The sequence below is a fragment of the Mycobacterium sp. genome, from assembly GCF_035506235.1.
GTDB lineage: Bacteria > Actinomycetota > Actinomycetes > Mycobacteriales > Mycobacteriaceae > Mycobacterium.
In genome coordinates this window covers 1-15,791 of the sequence record NZ_DATJPU010000257.1, presented here as the reverse complement: position 1 = coordinate 15,791, position 15,791 = coordinate 1, and the positions used below count along the sequence as shown (strand labels likewise).

General features: G+C 67.8%; 17 protein-coding genes and 1 pseudogene. 4 read left to right on the top strand and 14 right to left on the bottom strand.

What is annotated here, in order from left to right:
- Positions 1–167 precede the first annotated feature (167 nt).
- The 3 genes from VMD50_RS24090 to VMD50_RS24080 form a co-directional block, all read right to left on the bottom strand.
- The gene (locus VMD50_RS24090) at positions 168–542 is read right to left on the bottom strand and encodes a nuclear transport factor 2 family protein (protein WP_325431477.1); all 375 of its coding nucleotides are present in this window, start codon (positions 540–542) and stop codon (positions 168–170) included.
- A gap of 293 nt (positions 543–835) precedes the next feature.
- Entirely contained in the window at positions 836–1,714 is an 879-nt protein-coding gene (meaB, locus tag VMD50_RS24085; protein WP_325431475.1) for a methylmalonyl Co-A mutase-associated GTPase MeaB, read from the bottom strand.
- 7 nt (positions 1,715–1,721) lie between these two features.
- Positions 1,722–2,861, bottom strand: a complete 1,140-nt coding sequence (locus VMD50_RS24080; protein ID WP_325431473.1) for a thiolase family protein — start codon at positions 2,859–2,861, stop codon at positions 1,722–1,724.
- 143 nt (positions 2,862–3,004) lie between these two features.
- Here VMD50_RS24080 and VMD50_RS24075 point away from each other — a divergent pair, with 143 nt between their 5' ends.
- Positions 3,005–3,874 (top strand): proline iminopeptidase-family hydrolase, encoded by an 870-nt coding sequence (locus VMD50_RS24075; RefSeq protein ID WP_325431471.1) that lies wholly within the window; start codon positions 3,005–3,007, stop codon positions 3,872–3,874.
- 53 nt (positions 3,875–3,927) lie between these two features.
- Here VMD50_RS24075 and VMD50_RS24070 read toward each other — a convergent pair whose 3' ends face one another.
- Genes VMD50_RS24070 through VMD50_RS24055 form a run of 4 tightly spaced genes read right to left on the bottom strand, consistent with a single transcriptional unit; the run spans position 3,928 to position 8,066 of the window.
- The gene (locus VMD50_RS24070; RefSeq protein WP_325431469.1) at positions 3,928–4,695 is read right to left on the bottom strand and encodes an enoyl-CoA hydratase/isomerase family protein; all 768 of its coding nucleotides are present in this window, start codon (positions 4,693–4,695) and stop codon (positions 3,928–3,930) included.
- Complete coding sequence (locus VMD50_RS24065) at positions 4,696–5,793, bottom strand: acyl-CoA dehydrogenase family protein (RefSeq protein ID WP_325431466.1); 1,098 nt, start codon at positions 5,791–5,793, stop codon at positions 4,696–4,698.
- The gene (locus tag VMD50_RS24060) at positions 5,780–6,685 is read right to left on the bottom strand and encodes an acyl-CoA dehydrogenase family protein (RefSeq protein ID WP_325431464.1); all 906 of its coding nucleotides are present in this window, start codon (positions 6,683–6,685) and stop codon (positions 5,780–5,782) included. Before VMD50_RS24060 ends, VMD50_RS24065 begins: the two co-directional genes overlap by 14 nt.
- Complete coding sequence (locus VMD50_RS24055; RefSeq protein ID WP_325431462.1) at positions 6,663–8,066, bottom strand: class I adenylate-forming enzyme family protein; 1,404 nt, start codon at positions 8,064–8,066, stop codon at positions 6,663–6,665. The genes VMD50_RS24060 and VMD50_RS24055 overlap by 23 nt, the downstream gene beginning before the upstream one ends.
- Before the next feature lie 105 nt (positions 8,067–8,171).
- On the opposite strand from VMD50_RS24055, the gene VMD50_RS24050 reads away from it, so the two are divergent.
- Complete coding sequence (locus tag VMD50_RS24050) at positions 8,172–8,525, top strand: 2Fe-2S iron-sulfur cluster-binding protein (RefSeq protein ID WP_325431481.1); 354 nt, start codon at positions 8,172–8,174, stop codon at positions 8,523–8,525.
- A gap of 19 nt (positions 8,526–8,544) precedes the next feature.
- Positions 8,545–8,859, top strand: coding sequence for a hypothetical protein (locus tag VMD50_RS24045; protein ID WP_325431461.1), 315 nt, complete (start codon positions 8,545–8,547; stop codon positions 8,857–8,859).
- On the opposite strand, the gene VMD50_RS24040 is transcribed toward VMD50_RS24045, so the two are convergent.
- Both VMD50_RS24040 and VMD50_RS24035 read right to left on the bottom strand, forming a co-directional pair.
- Positions 8,856–9,614 carry an LLM class flavin-dependent oxidoreductase gene (locus VMD50_RS24040; protein ID WP_475448249.1) on the bottom strand — a complete coding sequence of 253 codons (759 nt, stop codon included), beginning with the start codon at positions 9,612–9,614 and terminating at the stop codon, positions 8,856–8,858. The genes VMD50_RS24045 and VMD50_RS24040 overlap by 4 nt on opposite strands.
- 20 nt (positions 9,615–9,634) lie before the next feature.
- Positions 9,635–10,528, bottom strand: a complete 894-nt coding sequence (locus VMD50_RS24035; protein ID WP_325431459.1) for an SDR family oxidoreductase — start codon at positions 10,526–10,528, stop codon at positions 9,635–9,637.
- 164 nt (positions 10,529–10,692) lie between these two features.
- Between VMD50_RS24035 and VMD50_RS24030 the strand changes: the two genes are divergently transcribed.
- Positions 10,693–11,595, top strand: coding sequence for a LysR family transcriptional regulator (locus VMD50_RS24030; protein WP_325431457.1), 903 nt, complete (start codon positions 10,693–10,695; stop codon positions 11,593–11,595).
- A 12-nt stretch (positions 11,596–11,607) separates the two neighbouring features.
- On the opposite strand, the gene VMD50_RS24025 is transcribed toward VMD50_RS24030, so the two are convergent.
- From VMD50_RS24025 to VMD50_RS24005, 5 genes and pseudogenes are all read right to left on the bottom strand, one after another.
- Complete coding sequence (locus VMD50_RS24025) at positions 11,608–12,645, bottom strand: CaiB/BaiF CoA transferase family protein (protein WP_325431455.1); 1,038 nt, start codon at positions 12,643–12,645, stop codon at positions 11,608–11,610.
- Complete coding sequence (locus VMD50_RS24020; RefSeq protein WP_325431453.1) at positions 12,642–13,598, bottom strand: LLM class F420-dependent oxidoreductase; 957 nt, start codon at positions 13,596–13,598, stop codon at positions 12,642–12,644. Before VMD50_RS24020 ends, VMD50_RS24025 begins: the two co-directional genes overlap by 4 nt.
- Positions 13,583–14,008 carry a cobalamin B12-binding domain-containing protein gene (locus tag VMD50_RS24015; protein ID WP_325431451.1) on the bottom strand — a complete coding sequence of 142 codons (426 nt, stop codon included), beginning with the start codon at positions 14,006–14,008 and terminating at the stop codon, positions 13,583–13,585. Before VMD50_RS24015 ends, VMD50_RS24020 begins: the two co-directional genes overlap by 16 nt.
- Positions 14,009–15,586, bottom strand: a complete 1,578-nt coding sequence (locus VMD50_RS24010) for a methylmalonyl-CoA mutase family protein (RefSeq protein ID WP_325431449.1) — start codon at positions 15,584–15,586, stop codon at positions 14,009–14,011.
- A gap of 91 nt (positions 15,587–15,677) precedes the next feature.
- A pseudogene (locus VMD50_RS24005) lies at positions 15,678–15,791 on the bottom strand (SAM-dependent methyltransferase); the annotation flags it as partial.

The window sequence follows — 15,791 nt, the reverse complement described above, 5'->3', positions numbered from 1 at the left end:
CAAGCGGTCCAAGTCGCCGTCGAGCGCGTCGAAGACCGCGACGATCTCCTCACGCGTACTCGCACCCATGCCCGAAAGTCTACGAAGGACCGCCGACAACAATCGCTGCCCTGTTGCCACTGAAACTGAAGTGAAACAAGGGATTTAGAAAAGACAACCGATCCCGGCTAGCTCAGCGCGCTGGTGATGGCCGCCATATCGAAGTAGTCGCGCCACGCCGCAATCCGATCGTCCCGTACCTCGAAGACGCCCATCACCGGCAATGGAATGGGCTCGCCATCCTTGCGGCGCATCACGTCGGTGCGTTCGTTCATTACCAGCGCGCCGTCGCTGATCTGCCGGTGCACATTGAAGTCGATCCCGTCGAATCCGGCGAGGAACCCCGCGATGAAATCCCTGATCGCTTGGCGGCCTTGCAAGGGCTGCATCGGGATGTTGTGGTAGACGGCGTCTTCGGTGAAGTAACCCGCAAGCTCGTCCGGGTCGGGGGACGCCCACAGTTTGCAGAACTCGGTTACCAGCTCATCGGCCGAACGTGTCATGTGTTCATGCAACACAGTGATGTGCGGCAAATCAAGGCCGGGGCCCGGTGTCCTATCGCTGAGGGCCCTGAGTCATGCACTCGCCAGCCGGCCAGCTGAGCTGCTCCCACATCGACAGCTTTCGACGTTGTGTCGCTCGTCGGGCGTTTGGCCCGATACCGCCATGTGCTCCGATGGTCTTGCTGTCGGCATCACTGCCTCCTCGTCGGGCTGTCCCTTGGCGTGCACGGCCGTTAGGGTCGGCTACCCGACCTGATGCGAGCGAAACGCCATAGCGGCGACGGGGAGGAAGCCTATTCAGACGACGGCGACAACAGCTTTTCGGCCGCCGTGTAGGGATCGTCGCGCCCGTCGACGACCGCCTCGGCGAGCTTGTCGAGCTCCGGCCGGGTCCGCAGCAGCGTCTGCGCCAGTGACAGGATCTGCGCCCGGGCCCGCGCTGCCCGGCGCTCCCGGCTGTCGGTGCGGTGGTGATCGTCAATGGCGGCCACCAGATCCGCGACGCCCTCCCCCCGGGCGGCGACGAGACTGACGATCGGGGCGCTGGTTTCGGCGCGCAGGTCCCGCACCGTCTGCTCGGCGCCCTCCCGGTCAGCCTTGTTGACCGCCACGATGTCGGCGACTTCGAGCACGCCCGCCTTGGCGGCCTGCACCGCGTCGCCCGCGCCCGGGTTGAGGATGACGACGGTCGGTTCGGCGACGGCGGCGATCTCGATCTCCGACTGCCCCACCCCGACGGTCTCCAGCAGCACCACGTCGTATCCGATCGCGCCCAGCAGCCGGATAGCCGCCGGAACCGCGGCGGCCAGGCCTCCGACGTGACCGCGGGTGGCCACCGAGCGGATCAGGACGTCGGAGTCGTTGATATGGGCTGTCATTCGGATCCGATCGCCCAGCAGGGCGCCGCCACTGAACGGCGACGACGGGTCCACGGCCAGCACGGCCACCCGGGACCCGCGCTCGCGATAGGCGCCGACCAGGGCCCCCACCGTCGTCGACTTACCCGCACCGGGCGGGCCGGTGATGCCTATGACAAATCCCGCGCGGACCGCCGATGGTCCGATGCTCGCCAGCACCTCGTCGCGACGTTCGCCTTCGACCAGGCTGAGCAGCCGACCCGCCGCGCGCGGAGATCCGTTGCGCGCGCCCGCGATCAGGTCGGCGATCGTCATGTGCGCATTATGTCGCGGCGACCTCGATGACCGTCGCGGAACCCATTCCGCCACCGGCGCACATCGCCGCGACCGCTATTCCCCCGCCGCGGCGGCGTAACTCGTGCACCAGGGTGACAAGCATCCTGGCCCCGGTCGCCGCAACGGGGTGCCCCAGCGAGCAGCCGCTGCCGCTGACGTTGACCTTGTCGGGGTCCAGGTCGAGCAGCTTGACGGTGGCGACACACATGGCCGCGAAGGCCTCGTTGATTTCGAACAGGTCCACGTCTGAAATTGAAAGCCCGGCACGGGCAAGCGCTTTCGGTATCGCCTCCACCGGCGCCAGGCCGGTGACGGCGGGGTCCACGCCGACCGACGCCCAGGACCGCACGGTGGCCAGCGCGGGCAGCCCGAGCGCGTCGCTCGCGATGGTCAGCACGGCCGCGCCGTCGTTGGCGCCGCAGGCGTTGCCCGCCGTGATCGAGAAGCCCTCGATCTCCGGGTGCAGCGGCTTGAGCGCGGCGAGCTTTTCCATGCTGGTGTCGCGGCGGGGGTGCTCGTCGACCGAGAACAGCCCGTGCGGCGTCTCGATGGGAACGATCTCCTCCTTGAAGCGGCCCTCATCGATCGCGGCGATCGCGTTGCGGTGCGAGCGGAGCGCCCACGCGTCCATCTCCTCGCGGCTGACGCCCGCCTTGACCGCGGCGTTCCAGCCGACGGTGATCGACATGTCCATGTTCGGCGCGTCGGGGCGGTCCGGGTGCGTGGGCGGGAACCAGTCGACCCATTCGCCGTCCACCAGCATGCGCGACCGCGGGGACGTCGACGCCGAGTTCACCCCGCCGGCGATGACGAGCTGATCCATTCCCGCGCGCACGCCGGCGGCCGCGCTCTGCACCGCCGCCTGGCCGGCCGCGCAGTGCCGATTGTTGGCCAAACCCGGCACCTGGGGCAGACCCGCCGTGATGGCCGCGTGGCGGGCGATCACGCCCCCGCCGTACATGCCTTCGCCCAGGATCACGTCGTCCACCTGCGCCGGGTCCAGGTCCTTGGCCGCCTCGGTGACCACGTGGTGCGCGAGGTCGAATGCGCTGGTGTCGCGCAGCGTGCCCTTGCGGGCGGTGCCAATGGGGGTGCGCAGGGCGGACACGATGACGGCGTCAGGCACAGGTCTTCTCCAGGTTCGGCAGCGCGCAGTTGAGTGAGAACACTATTCTCACATTTCGAGAGTATGAGTTGCAAGGAGACGGCCTTCTGTCGAACCCGCGCGTCACCGGCGCGGTAAGGGCACGGATTTGCGATGGTGGGTGGATGACTCAGGGGATGGTCTCTGTCCCAGGCGGAAAGGTCTGGTTCAAGCGGGTCGGCAGCGGGGCCGGTCTCCCGCTGCTCGTAGTTCATGGCGGACCGGGTCTCCCGCACAACTACTTGAGTTCGCTCGAACGGTTGGCAGACGAGCGAGAGGTCATTTTCTGGGACCAGCTCGGGTGCGGAAAGTCCAGACGGCCGTCCAACGCCCGGCTTTGGACGATGGAACGCGCGGTGGCCGAAATGGACGCCGTGGTGAAGGCGCTGGAACTGAACCGCTTTCACATCTTCGGTAACTCGTGGGGCGGGATGCTCGCGCAGCAGTACGTGCTCGACGTGGCCGCCGGCGCCGTCAGCCTGACGATCTCGAACAGCATCGCGTCGATACCCGAGTTCTCGAACATGGTGGTGCGCTTGAAGTCCGAGCTGGACCCGGCAACGCAATCGGCCATCGACCGCCATGAAGCGGCGGGCACAACCTACTCGGCCGAGTATCAGGCCGCCATCCGGACCTGGAACGAAACCTATCTGTGCCGCGTGCGTCCCTGGCCCAGGGAACTCGAGGAGGCGTTCAGGAACATGGGAACCGACGTCTTCGAGACCATGTTCGGCCCGAGCGATTTTCACATCGTCGGGACCATTCGCGGCTGGGACGTATTCGACCGGCTGAGCGAGATCACCTTGCCGACATTGATTCTCGCGGGCCGGTTCGACGAGTGCGTGCCGGAACACGCCTGGGAGATGCACCAGCGCATCCCCGGTTCGCGGTTCGAGTTGTTCGAGTCGAGCGCTCACATGCCCTTCATCGAGGAGCCGGAAAGGTTCGACCGGGTGATGCGGGAGTTCTTGCGGCTGCACGACTCGCGAGCGTAACGCCACCGCGAAAAGCGATATTTCGCGGTGAGGTTACGCTCGGGGCATCAGGATCAGTTCTTGCCGGCATTCAACTTGGTGACTATCGACCGGAAATCTTCGGTGGTGAACGACTGGTGCTCGGCCGACAGCGCATAGTCCAGGCTGGCGAGAACCGCGCGCTCGAGATGGATGTTGAGCACGCGTTTGGTGCTTTCGACCGCCTGCTGGGGTAGCTCCAAAATCTTTTTGGCGCAGGCGATTGCCTCCGCGACGGGGTCGTCGGCCACGTGGTTGGCCAGTCCGAGTTCGACGGCTCGCTCGGCACGGATTCGCGTGCCGGTCAGCGCGTATTCCTTAGCCAGCAGCAAGCTGATGTGCAGCGGCCAGGTCAGCGGTCCGCCGTCGGCGGCCACCAATCCCACCTGCACGTGCGGGTCTGCGAGGAAGGCGTCTTTGGCGATGTAGACGATGTCGCTCAGCGCGACAAGACTGCAGCCGAGGCCGACGGCCGGCCCGTTGACGGCCGCCACCACCGGAATCCGGCAACGCGCCATTCCGAGCACGATCTCGCGCCCGTCCCGGATGGTCTTGGCGCGTAGATCGGCGTCTTGGGACAGTTCGGCAAGGTACGCGAAGTCTCCGCCGGCCGAAAACGCCTTGCCGGCGCCGGTCAGCACCGCCGCGCGGGCCGTGGGATCGTCGGTCAGTCGCTGCCACAGCCGCGCGAGTCCGACGTGGAGATTGTCGTTGACCGCGTTGAGGTCGTCGGGGCGGTTGAGGGTGATGATCCGCAGCGCGCCGTCGGCGCGGACTTCGATTTCGGCCGGCATCTCGTACATTCAGACTCCCAATCCCAAGATTCGCGAGGCGATGATGTTCTTTTGTATCTGTGAGGTCCCGCCCATCACGCTCTGCGCGCGGCTGTACAGGTAGGCGCTGAGCAGGTCGGGGTCGCGGGTCCCGGCGACTTCCACGGCGGCGTGCCCGACGGATTGCTCGACCCAGGTCATCAGCAGCTTGTCGAGCGATCCCTCCGGGCCGTGCGAAACCCCGTCCAGTTGCTCGGACAGCCGGCGCCGGACGTGATGCGTCAGCATCTCCGACTGGACCGCCGCCCATGCGAGTTCCTCGGAAACCGGTCCCCCAGAAACGCTGTTGCGTGCGAACAGGTTTCGGACCAGCTTGCCGTATCGGGCCGCGTAGCCCAGCGTGGAGGGTTCGCGCTCGTGCCCGACGACGGTCATGGCCACGGCCCAACCTTCACCGGGTGCGCCGACCATCCGGTCCGCGGGCACCGTGGCGCCGTCGAAGAACACCTGGCCGAACTCGTTGGCGACCCCGTTCATCATGCGCAACGGCCGCTGTTGCACCCCGGGCTGTTTCATGTGGAGCACGAACGCCGACAGGCCACGGTGGCGCTTGGCCCCGGGATCGGTGCGAGCGAGCAGGAGACACCAGTCGGCGACGTCGGAGTAGCTCGTCCAAATCTTGTGCCCGTGCACCACATAAGTGTCGCCGTCGAGGGTGGCGGTGGTGGTCAGCGATGCCAGATCCGAACCGGCGCCGGGCTCGCTGAAACCCTGGCACCACCGCTCGCTGCCGTTGATGATGCCGGGCAGAAATCGTCTCCGCAGCTCGTCGCTTCCGTGCCGGCCGATGCCGTACACCAGGTAGCCCACGCTGGGACGCGGCGGAGCGCCGGCGCGGACCAGCTCCTCGTCGACGATCACGTCGTACACCGGCGCCAGCTCCTGGCCGCCGTAGTCACACGGCCAGGACAGGCCGAAAAAGCCGTTGTCGTACAGGGCGCGGTGCCAGTCGGTCATGCGCTCCCAATATTGTTCTCCGGAGCCGGAATATTGCCTGGCGTGCACGGAAAGCCAGGAGCGCAGCCGCTCCCGGAAGGCGGCCTCGTCGGGTGAGTCACGAAAGTCCAAAGTCGATCTCCTTCAGCGTCACGGGCCAGAGTTCGGTCGACGTCAGCGCGCGGCGCAGGTAGACGTGAATCAGGCAGTCCCACGTGTTGCCGATTCCGCCGTGCACCTGCACGGCGGTCTCGCAGACGGTGCGGGTAGCGCGGGCGCAGTACACCTTCGCGATTTGGGCGGCCCGAATGGCTTCATCCGGCCCGAGTTCGTCGACGCCCCACGCGGCGTGGCGCAGCACGCTCACCGAACCCTCTATCAGCGCAAGGCTTTCGGCGAGCAGATGCGCGACGGCCTGATACGACCCGATCGTCTTGCCGTACTGTTCGCGGATCTTCGCGTAATCACAGGCGACCGCGTGCGCGCCCCGGGCGATGCCGACCAGGTCCGCCGACGTCGTGACCAGCGCGAGGGCGAGCCATCGCGCGGCGACGTCCGGGGTCACCTCGCCGAGGGCCGCCGGCGGAGCTGCGATGTCCGCCTCGATGCGCGTCAGGTCGGGGCCGGTGCGGGCCGCTTCCACGCCTGCCGCCAGAACGCTGGTGCCGCAGAGCAACAGGGCGCGTTGGGCGCCGCGAGCGTCGATCGCCCGGTCTTCAGCCGCGACGGTCGCTCCCGCGCCGTCGGCACCGACGCGCCGGACGAGGTCGTCGGCCAGCACCGGCCCGAGCAACGGCGCGTCGACCAATCGGCGCCCGAATTCCTCCGCGACAATCGCAACCTCGACGCCCGACGCGCCGTCGGAGCGCAGCGACCGCCACCCGGTCACCCCAATCTGCTTGTCCAGCCGCGCGATTCGGCCCTCGTCCTCGAGATCCTGCACCGCCTCAAGGCCCAGGTCGTCGGCCAGCTTCGCGGCGGCGTCACGAAGTTGCCGCTGTTCAGACGTCAGACGTACATCCATAGGTCTCCTTCAGCGCTCGGCGCAGCACCTTGCCCGAGGGCAGGCGCGGTATATCGTCCACGAACACGATGCGGCTCAGGTGTTTGTAGGACGCTAACCGCTCGTCCACCAGGGCGGTCAGCTCGGCAGGGTGCACCGGACCATCAGCTGCCACCGCCGCGACGATCGCCTCACCATTGATGCCATCGGGAACGCCGAACACCGCACAGTCTTTGACCGCCGGATGACCGTGCAGCACCGTCTCGATCTCGGCCGGTGCCACCTGGAATCCGCGCACTTTGATCATCTCTTTGAGACGGTCGGTGATCCGCAGCCAACCGTCGTCGTCCAGCCAGCCGACATCTCCGGTGCGATACCAGCCGTCGCACATGGCCTCGGCGGTCGCGGCGGCCGGCAGGTAGCCGGCCATCAGCGACATCGACCGGGCCTGGATTTCACCCACCTCCTCCGGGCCGACGCCCCGGCCGGTCTCCGGCGAGACCACCCGCACGTCCACCCCGGGCACGGGACGCCCGACGGAGTCAAGCCGGGCCCCCCGCAACGGATTACACGCGATGACCGGCAACTCCGTGGTGCCATAGGCCGGGACCCAACCGACGCCGGTCCGGCGGGTCACGGTCTCGGCGACGCCGGGACTGACCGGCGTCGCGCCCCACACGATGAAACGCAGCGAAGACAAATCGTAGGCCTCGAGGCCGGGATGGGACGCGATGGCCAGCGCGATCGGCGCGACGGCCATTTCCACTGTGATGAGGTCGCTTTCGATGTGCCGCAGCATCCGGTCGACATCGAATCGCGGATGCAGCCGCATCCGGGCCCCGGTACTCAGCGCCGTGAGGATGTTGAGCAGCCCGAGTATGTGTGACGGCGGCGTGGCAACCTGAATCCGGTCTCGCCGGGTCAGCCGCAGGGCCGCGCGCCATTGCCCCACGGCCTCATGCAACGCGGCGTGGGTGTGCAACACCGCCTTCGGCAGACCCGTGGTGCCGGAACTGAACACCAGCACCGCGTCGGCGCTAGGCGGCAGCGAGCCGGAAACCAGCTCCCCGGGACCGATCGGTTCGTCGAGGCTCAACATGGGCATCAGGCCGGCCAGCACCGGATGGTCGCCGACGGCGTGCGCCGGATCGGTGAGCCCCAGCGCGTGGTCGACCTCGTCCCGCTTCCAAGCAGGGCTGAGGAGGACCGCGGTGGCGCCGAGCCGCCAGATCGCGAGCAGGGCGGCCACGAACTCCGGCCGGTTGGACGCCATGACCGCGACCCGCCGACCGGCGGTGACGCCGTCTTTGATCAGGGTCGCGGCCAGACCGTCGGCCATCGCGTCGAGCTGAGGCAGGCTGAATCGCCGTTCCTCGCACACGAGCGCTGGCGGTTCGGTCACGTCCCGTTCCTCCCAGCAGTCCAAACGTCTTGAGAAGACCCTATCGCTCCGTGAGAATACTATTCTCTATAGTGAAGAATGCAAAGTACGGTGGGGGCGGTCATGGTGACGGTCACCACGATCATCGAGGAGACTCCACGGGTGGCAGATCCCGCATCCAAGTCCGCGCCCGATAACGGCGCGGACGTCGGCACGGTGACGATCCACCTCGACCGCAAGAAGGTATCGGTGCCGCGGGTCCCGGGCGAGACGCTGCTGGAGACCGCGCGGCGGGCCGGGCTCGAGCCGCCCTTCAGCTGCGAGGCGGGCAACTGCGGCACCTGCATGGCCCGGCTCGTCGAGGGCCGGGCGACCATGCGGGTCAACGACGCCCTTGAGGAGGACGAAGTGGCCGAGGGCTACATTCTGACGTGCCAGGGCGTGCCCGACACGGCTTCGATCACGGTGCGCTACGAGTAGCTACGGAGAGGTGGCGGCTATGGCCAAGGGCATCATGTACGTCGAGAGTCGGCCCAGTTCGCCCGATCGCGAGCAGGAATACAACACCTGGTACGACGAAGTGCACATCCCCGAACTGCTGGCGCTCGACGGGATCGTCGCGGCGCGCCGGCTGCGTCCGGTCGACGGGCAGGGTCCGTATGTCGCCATCTACGAGCTCGAGGGCGACGACCTGCAGGCCATCCTGGACAACATGATCGCCAACGCCGGCGAGCTGCACATGTCCGATGCCCTGCAGTTGGATCCCGCGCCCGTGCCGCGACTGTTCGAGACGACCATCGAGTGTGGTGGCTAATAGCCGGGCAGTGCAGCGAGCGCAGGAGCTAACCGCTCGAGTTGCTCTATCCCAGAGGCGAACTCGATGCCGATCGGCAGCAAGAGCGTGACGTGATCGGCGCCGGCGGTCAGCTGCTCACACACTTGACTGACAATGGCCGTCGAGTCGATCGGGTCGCCGACCATGGACACGCCGACGACCAAGAGCTTGTCAGGCCCTAACGTCTGCCGGGCGTGTGCCGTAAAGTCCGCGGGCAGCATGGCCGGCAGCGCTCCATCTGCGATATCACCCGCCAGCGCAAGCATTTTCGGGCCGTTGGCGGCGACTATACGGGGAAAGGCGACGTCGGGTGCCGGTGGATAGGTGGGGCTGTCCATCTCGGTCACGTATTCGCGCATGGTGGCCAGTGGCCTACCGAATTCCCGGCCGACGCTGGCCGCCTGCTCCGGATAGCCGACCCCCAGGCCGAGCACGAACCGGCCCGGGTAGGCCTGGGCCAGTTGGGCGGCCGCGGCGTGCATGGTCTGAGCCGGCCGGGCCCAGACGTTCGCGATGCAGGTGCCGAAAGCCATCCTCTCCGTTGCCGACAGCAGCAGGGCCAATTGCACCAGGGCGTCCTTGCCGATGACCTCATTCGTCCAGACGGCGCGGTGTCCGGCGCGTTCCAGCCGGCCCACGGCGTCACGCTGCACGTCGGCGTGCGGGTTGCTGGTGAAGGAGACCGGCAGGCATACGCCTGCCGGTCCCAACGCCTGGCGGGCCGCGTCGACCACGGGGTTAGCCACGGCGCCGCTCACTCGCCGAAGTAATGGCCCGCATCGAGATCCTCCAATAGGCCGGGCCGTTCGGGCTTCCAGTCCAGCACTTCCTGCGTCAGCTTGCTTGACGTCGGATTGTCCAGCGATGCGAACAGCGCGAGAAAGCCGAAATGGCCGGCTTCTTCGGCGGGAATGCTGAGGGCCGGCACGTTCAGGTGGCGGGCGATGACGCCGGCGATCTCACGGAACGGCACCCCTTCGTCGGCAACCCCGTGCAAACGCGTTCCGGCGGGCGCCTTTTCGAGGGCCAGCCGGTACAGGTGCGCGGCATCCAGCGTGTGTAAACCGGGCCAGCGGTTCGAGCCGTCGCCGATGTAGGCCGACACGCCGGTGTCGCGGGTCGTGTTGATCAGGTGGTGGGCGAAGCCGTGGTGATCCAGGTTGCTGTGCACCAGAGGCGAGAGCCGGAGGACCGAGGAACGCACCCCGCGATCGGCTAACGCGATCACCGCGTTCTCCGAGTCGATCCGCGGCCCTGCGGGCAAGGTGTCGTGTTCGGTCGCAAGGCGCCCCGGCGCGGCAAATGCGAGCAAGAGGGTTCCCGACGTGCTCACGAAAGGCTTATCGGAGCCGACGAGCGCCTCGCCCATGGCCTCGACCGCCCGCAGATCCGTCTGGGCGGCTCCCACGAAGTCGTCGAAGTCGTGCCGGAAGGCGAGGTGAATGACGCCCTCGGACGAGGCGGCGGCCTCCCGCAGGCCGTCGACATCGTCGAGGTCGCCGCGCCGCGCCGTGGCGCCCGCGGCGGTCAGCGCCGCCGCTCCCTCGTCGGAGCGGGCCAGCCCGGTAACGCGATGGCCGGCTTCGAGGAGTTCGGTGACGACGACGGAACCGATGTGCCCGGTCGCACCGGTGACAAAGACGTGCATGGTGGAATCCCTTCTGCCCCTCAGGTCGATGCCCTCAAGTCAATGGCGGCCGTGAGGGGCTGTCCAAGTCCTCTTTCATATGGCGCGATGCAATCCCGGCATCACTGCAGCTCAGTGACGCTATCGTCGGACCGCGCGACGACCGTCGTGGCTACACTGGGCGCATGACGGACTCGGCATCGCCGGTGGTGGATCTCGACCTGCGGCTGGTCGGCTACTTCGTCGTGGTGGCCGAGCATCGGCACTTCGGCCGCGCTGCCGCCGCGCTGCGCGTCGCGCAGCCGTCGCTGAGTCGCCAGATTCGCCGGCTGGAGCAGCAGTTGGGCGCCCGGTTGTTCGACCGCACGCCGCAGGGCACCCGGCTCACCGAGGCGGGCGATGTGTTCCTGCCCCGGGCCAAGGCGCTGTTGCGCTCGGCCGCCCAGGCCGCGGCGCAGGTCCTGGCCGCCGCCCAGCCGAGCCGTCTCGTCATCGGCTATACGACCGGCATGATCGTCACGCCGGCGGTGCGCGAGCTGCGTCGCGAGCATCCCGACGCGGATGTGCAAGTGACACACCTGGATTGGGATGAGGCCCGTGATGCGCTGCTCGGCCACCGGGTGGACGCGGTGGTGACCCGGCTGCCTTTCCCCACCGAGCACCTGCACGTAACGGTGCTGTATGACGAGCCCCGGGTGCTTGCGATACCCATCGACCATCGCCTGGCGGGCCGGGAATCCGTCACCCTCGACGACATCGCCGATGAACCGATGCCGCGGGTGCGGCACTCCGATCCGGCCTGGAGCGCCTTCTGGCGCATCGACCCTCGTCCCGATGGGCGTCGCGCGCCCGACGGTCCGTTCATCGACGCGCTCGAGGACAAATTCGAACTGATCGCCTCAGGGCAGGCAGTGGCGATCACGGCCGGCTTTCACGGCAACAGCCTGCGCCCGGACATCACCACTGTGCCGCTGGAGGGCGTAGAGCCCAGCCACGTCGTACTGGCCACCCGCGCAGGAGACCGTAGCCGTCTGGTGGCGGCCTTCCGCAAGCTCGCCGAGGCCCATCTCGCCGCACCCTTGCCTTGACGTTCGGCGGGATCAGCTCTCGTTCAGCTCCGGCGGCGGCCGGTAGTCCGGCTCATACCCGGAGACACGGATGGGACTTCCCACGAGGCGGAAATCGCCCGCTGTCACAACAGCTTCCGGCGTCGCCTCCAGCGCCTCGGGCAGCGTCCTGACGGCCGCGGCCGGAACGCCGAGGGGACGCAGGCGTCGCTCCCAGCCGGCGGCGGTATCGGTGGACAACATCGCGGTGACGACGGCCAGCACCTCATCGCGGCGGGCGACCCGTTCGGCCATGGTTTCGAAGCCGCCGATACCCGCCTCGGCGGCAAAGGATTTCCAGAAGCCGTCATGGGTGATGAACAGCGCCAGATACCCTTCGGCGGTCGGGAAGAGCTGCGCCGGAACGTAATAAGAGTGCGCTCCGTTGGGCCGGCGCTGCGGCTCGACGCCGCTGTTGAGGTAGGCAGACGCATGGTAGTTGAGCTGCGACAGCATGACGTCGCGCAGCGACACGTCCACTTGCCCGCCCGTGCCCGAGATGATCTTTGCCAACAGCCCCAGCGCCGCACACATTCCGGTGGAGTTGTCGGCCGAGGAATAGCCGGGCAGCGTCGGGGGCCCGTCCGGATCGCCGGTGAGCGCGGCGATGCCGGTCGACGCCTGAACCACGTAGTCGAAGGCCGGGTCGTCGCCGCCGTTGAGCCCGAAACCGGTGATCGCGACGCAGACGATCCGCTCGTTGTGCGGTCGCAGCTGCTCATAGGTGAGCCCCAACCGGCGAATGGCCGACGGTTTCAGGTTCACCAGCAGCGCGTGGGATGCCGCGACCATTTCACCCAGATGTTGCTGTCCTCCTTCGGAATTCAGGTCGAGGCAGGCGCTGGACTTGTTGCGGTTGAGGCTCGCGAAGTAGGTGGGCCCGACGCCGCGAGAGATCTCGCCACCACAAGGTTCAATCTTGGTGACCTCTGCGCCGAGGTCGGCCAGCAGCATGGTGGCGTACGGACCGGCCAGCATGGTGCCGACCTCGAGGATGCGTATCCCGGCGAGTGGACCAGTGTTGGCCGTCAACGCAACTCCGTTGCCAGCGAGGCGATCATGTCGCGGGTCCGCCGCTTGGAGGCGACGAGCTCGTCCCGGTTGTCGCCGATCGGCAGCAGCCGCACCGACAGGTCGGTCACGCCGGCGTCGGCGAATCGGCGCATCCGCGCCAGGATGGCGTCCTCGTCGCCGGCCGCGCAGATGTCGCCCACATCCTTGGCGTCGCCGTAGGCGAGGAGCCGCTGGTAGTTCGGCGAGACTTCGGCCTCCCCGAGGATCCGGTTGGCGCGCTCGCGCGCGGCGTCGACTTCCCCTGCCGCGCAGAGGCAGACGGGGACGCCGGCGACGATGCGCGGAGCCGGGCGGCCGGCGTTGTCGGCGGCCTTGGTGATGCGCGGGACGACGTGTTCGGCCACGGCGCGCTCGTCGGCCATCCACAGCACGGTGCCGTCCGCCCGCTCTCCGGCGACGGTCAGCATCACCGGCCCGAGCGCGGCCACCAACACCGGCAACGGCGCCACCGGGGCGAGGTCGAGCGGGTTGTGCACCCGGAAGGTGTCGTTCTCCACATCGACGGGACCGGGGTTGGCAAGCGCGGCGTCGAGCACTTCGAGGTAGTCCCGCGTGTAGCCCGCCGGCCGCTCGTAGGGAATCCCGAGCATGTCGTCGACGATCCAGTGATGGGACGGCCCGACACCCAGCACCAACCGGCCGCCGGTGGCGGCGTGCACCGACAAGGCCTGGCGCGCCAACGCAATCGGGTGCTGCGCCTGCAGCGGAACGACCGCGGTGCCCAGTTCGATGCGGGTCGTGCGGGTTCCCATCAGGGCGACCGCGACCAGCGCGTCGAAGTCGTTGGGAATCTGCGGGATCCAGGCGCTGTCCAGGCCGGCGGTCTCGGCCCAGTCGATGTCGGCGAGCATCCGGGTGACTTTGCGCGCGGAGTCGCCGCGCTCGGGTCCAACCATTACTCCGATGCGCACGATTCCTCCGGGGCGGGTTCGGGATTGCCGGTCAGTGCGCGGATATCGCGCACGAGCACGTCGAGCGGCGTCCCGGTTGGGAACACCGCGGCGGCGCCGGCGGACAACAGCTTGGGCACATCGGCGTGGGGAATTGTTCCACCGACCACGACGGCGATGTCGGCGGCGTCGGCTTGGCGCAACGCTTCGATGGTCCGCGCGGTGAGCGTCAGGTGGGCCCCGGACAGGATGCTGAGCCCAACGACCGCCACGTCTTCCTGGACGGCGATCGACGCGATGTCTTCGATGCGCTGCCGGATGCCGGTGTAGATCACCTCGAAACCCGCGTCGCGCAGGGTGCGTGCGACGATCTTCGCGCCGCGGTCGTGCCCGTCAAGGCCGGGCTTGGCCACCAGGATCCGCGCCGCCATTTAAAACACCACCGGTTGCTGGAATTCGCCCCACACCCCTTTGAGCGCGGAGACCATTTCACCGACCGTGCAGTAGGCGTTGGCGCAGTCGATCAGCTTGTGCATCAGGTTGTCGGTTCCCTCGGCGGCGCGCGACAGCTCGGTGAGGGTGGATTGTACTGCCGCGGAGTCCCTTTCGGCCCTGACCTTGGAGAGCCGCTTGAGCTGCAGATCGCGGCCCTCGGCGTCGAGTTCGTAGGTGACGACATCGGGCTCGGGCTCTTCGGAGACGAATCGGTTGACGCCGACGACGGGGCGGGTGCCCGCTTCGATGTCCTGATGCACCCGATAGGCCTCGTCGGCGATCAGGCCCTGCAGGTACCCGTCCTCGATCGCGCTGACCATGCCGCCGTGCCGATCCAGGTCGTCCATGATCTCGATGATGCGGGCTTCGGTGGCGTCGGTGAGCGCCTCGACGAAGTAGGAGCCGCCGAGCGGGTCGGCGACACTGGCGACACCGGTCTCGTAGGCCAGGATCTGCTGGGTGCGCAGCGCCAGCGTGGTCGACTCCTCGGTGGGCAGCGCGAACGGTTCGTCCCAGGCCGCGGTGAACATCGACTGGACTCCGCCCAATACCGCCGCCATCGCCTCGTAGGCCACCCGCACAAGGTTGTTCTGCGCCTGAGGGGCATACAGCGACGCACCGCCGCACACGCAACCGAACCGGAACATCGACGCCTTGTCCGTCGTCGCGCGAAAGCGTTCCCGCACGATCGTCGCCCAGCGTCGGCGTCCCGCACGGTATTTGGCGACCTCCTCGAAGAAATCGCCGTGGGTGTAGAAGAAGAACGAGATCTGGGGCGCGAACTGGTCGATCGTCATCCGGCCGCGTTCGACCACGGTGTCGCAATAGGTGACGCCGTCGGCCAGGGTGAACGCCATCTCTTGCACCGCGTTGGCGCCGGCGTCGCGAAAGTGCGCCCCGGCCACCGAGATGGCGTTGAATCTCGGGACCTCGGCCGCGCAGAACTCGATGGTGTCGGCGATCAGCCGCAGTGACGGCTCGGGCGGCCAGATCCACGTCCCGCGCGAGGCGTACTCCTTGAGGATGTCGTTCTGGATGGTCCCGGTGAGCTTCGCCCGCGGTATGCCCTTTCGCTCGGCGGCGGCGACGTAGAAGGCCAGCAGGATCGCGGCCGTTCCGTTGATCGTCATGCTGGTGCTGATCTTGTCCAGCGGGATGCCGTCGAACAGGATTTCGGCGTCGGCCAGGGTGTCCACCGCGACGCCGACCCGGCCGACCTCCTCGCCGAAGTCGGGATCGTCGGAGTCGTACCCGCACTGGGTGGGCAGGTCGAGCGCCACCGACAGCCCCGTCCCGCCCTGCTCCAGCAGGTAGCGGTAACGGCGGTTGGACTCCTCGGCGGTGCCGAAACCCGAGTACTGGCGGAAGGTCCACAGCTTGCCCCGATAGCCGGACGCGAAGTTCCCCCGGGTGAAGGGGAACTCCCCGGGCGGCGGCGGTTCGGAGGTTCTGTCCGCCGGCCCGTACACGGGCCGCAGTGGGATGCCCGACGGTGTCTGAGCAGCGTTATCCATCGATGAATAACGTACTTGCAAAAAAAGAGAATGCCAATACCACACTGTTGAGCTGGGCAAACGGGGCGTCCAGCGACGAGCGGGGCGGAATTCAGGCCCGGCAGAGGACCTCGCCGTGCGGCATGGACAGCCAGCCGTCCGGGGCCGCGGCCCACGCCCGCCATGCCGCCGAGATCGCCTCGAGCTGCGCGGCGGTGGCCAGGCC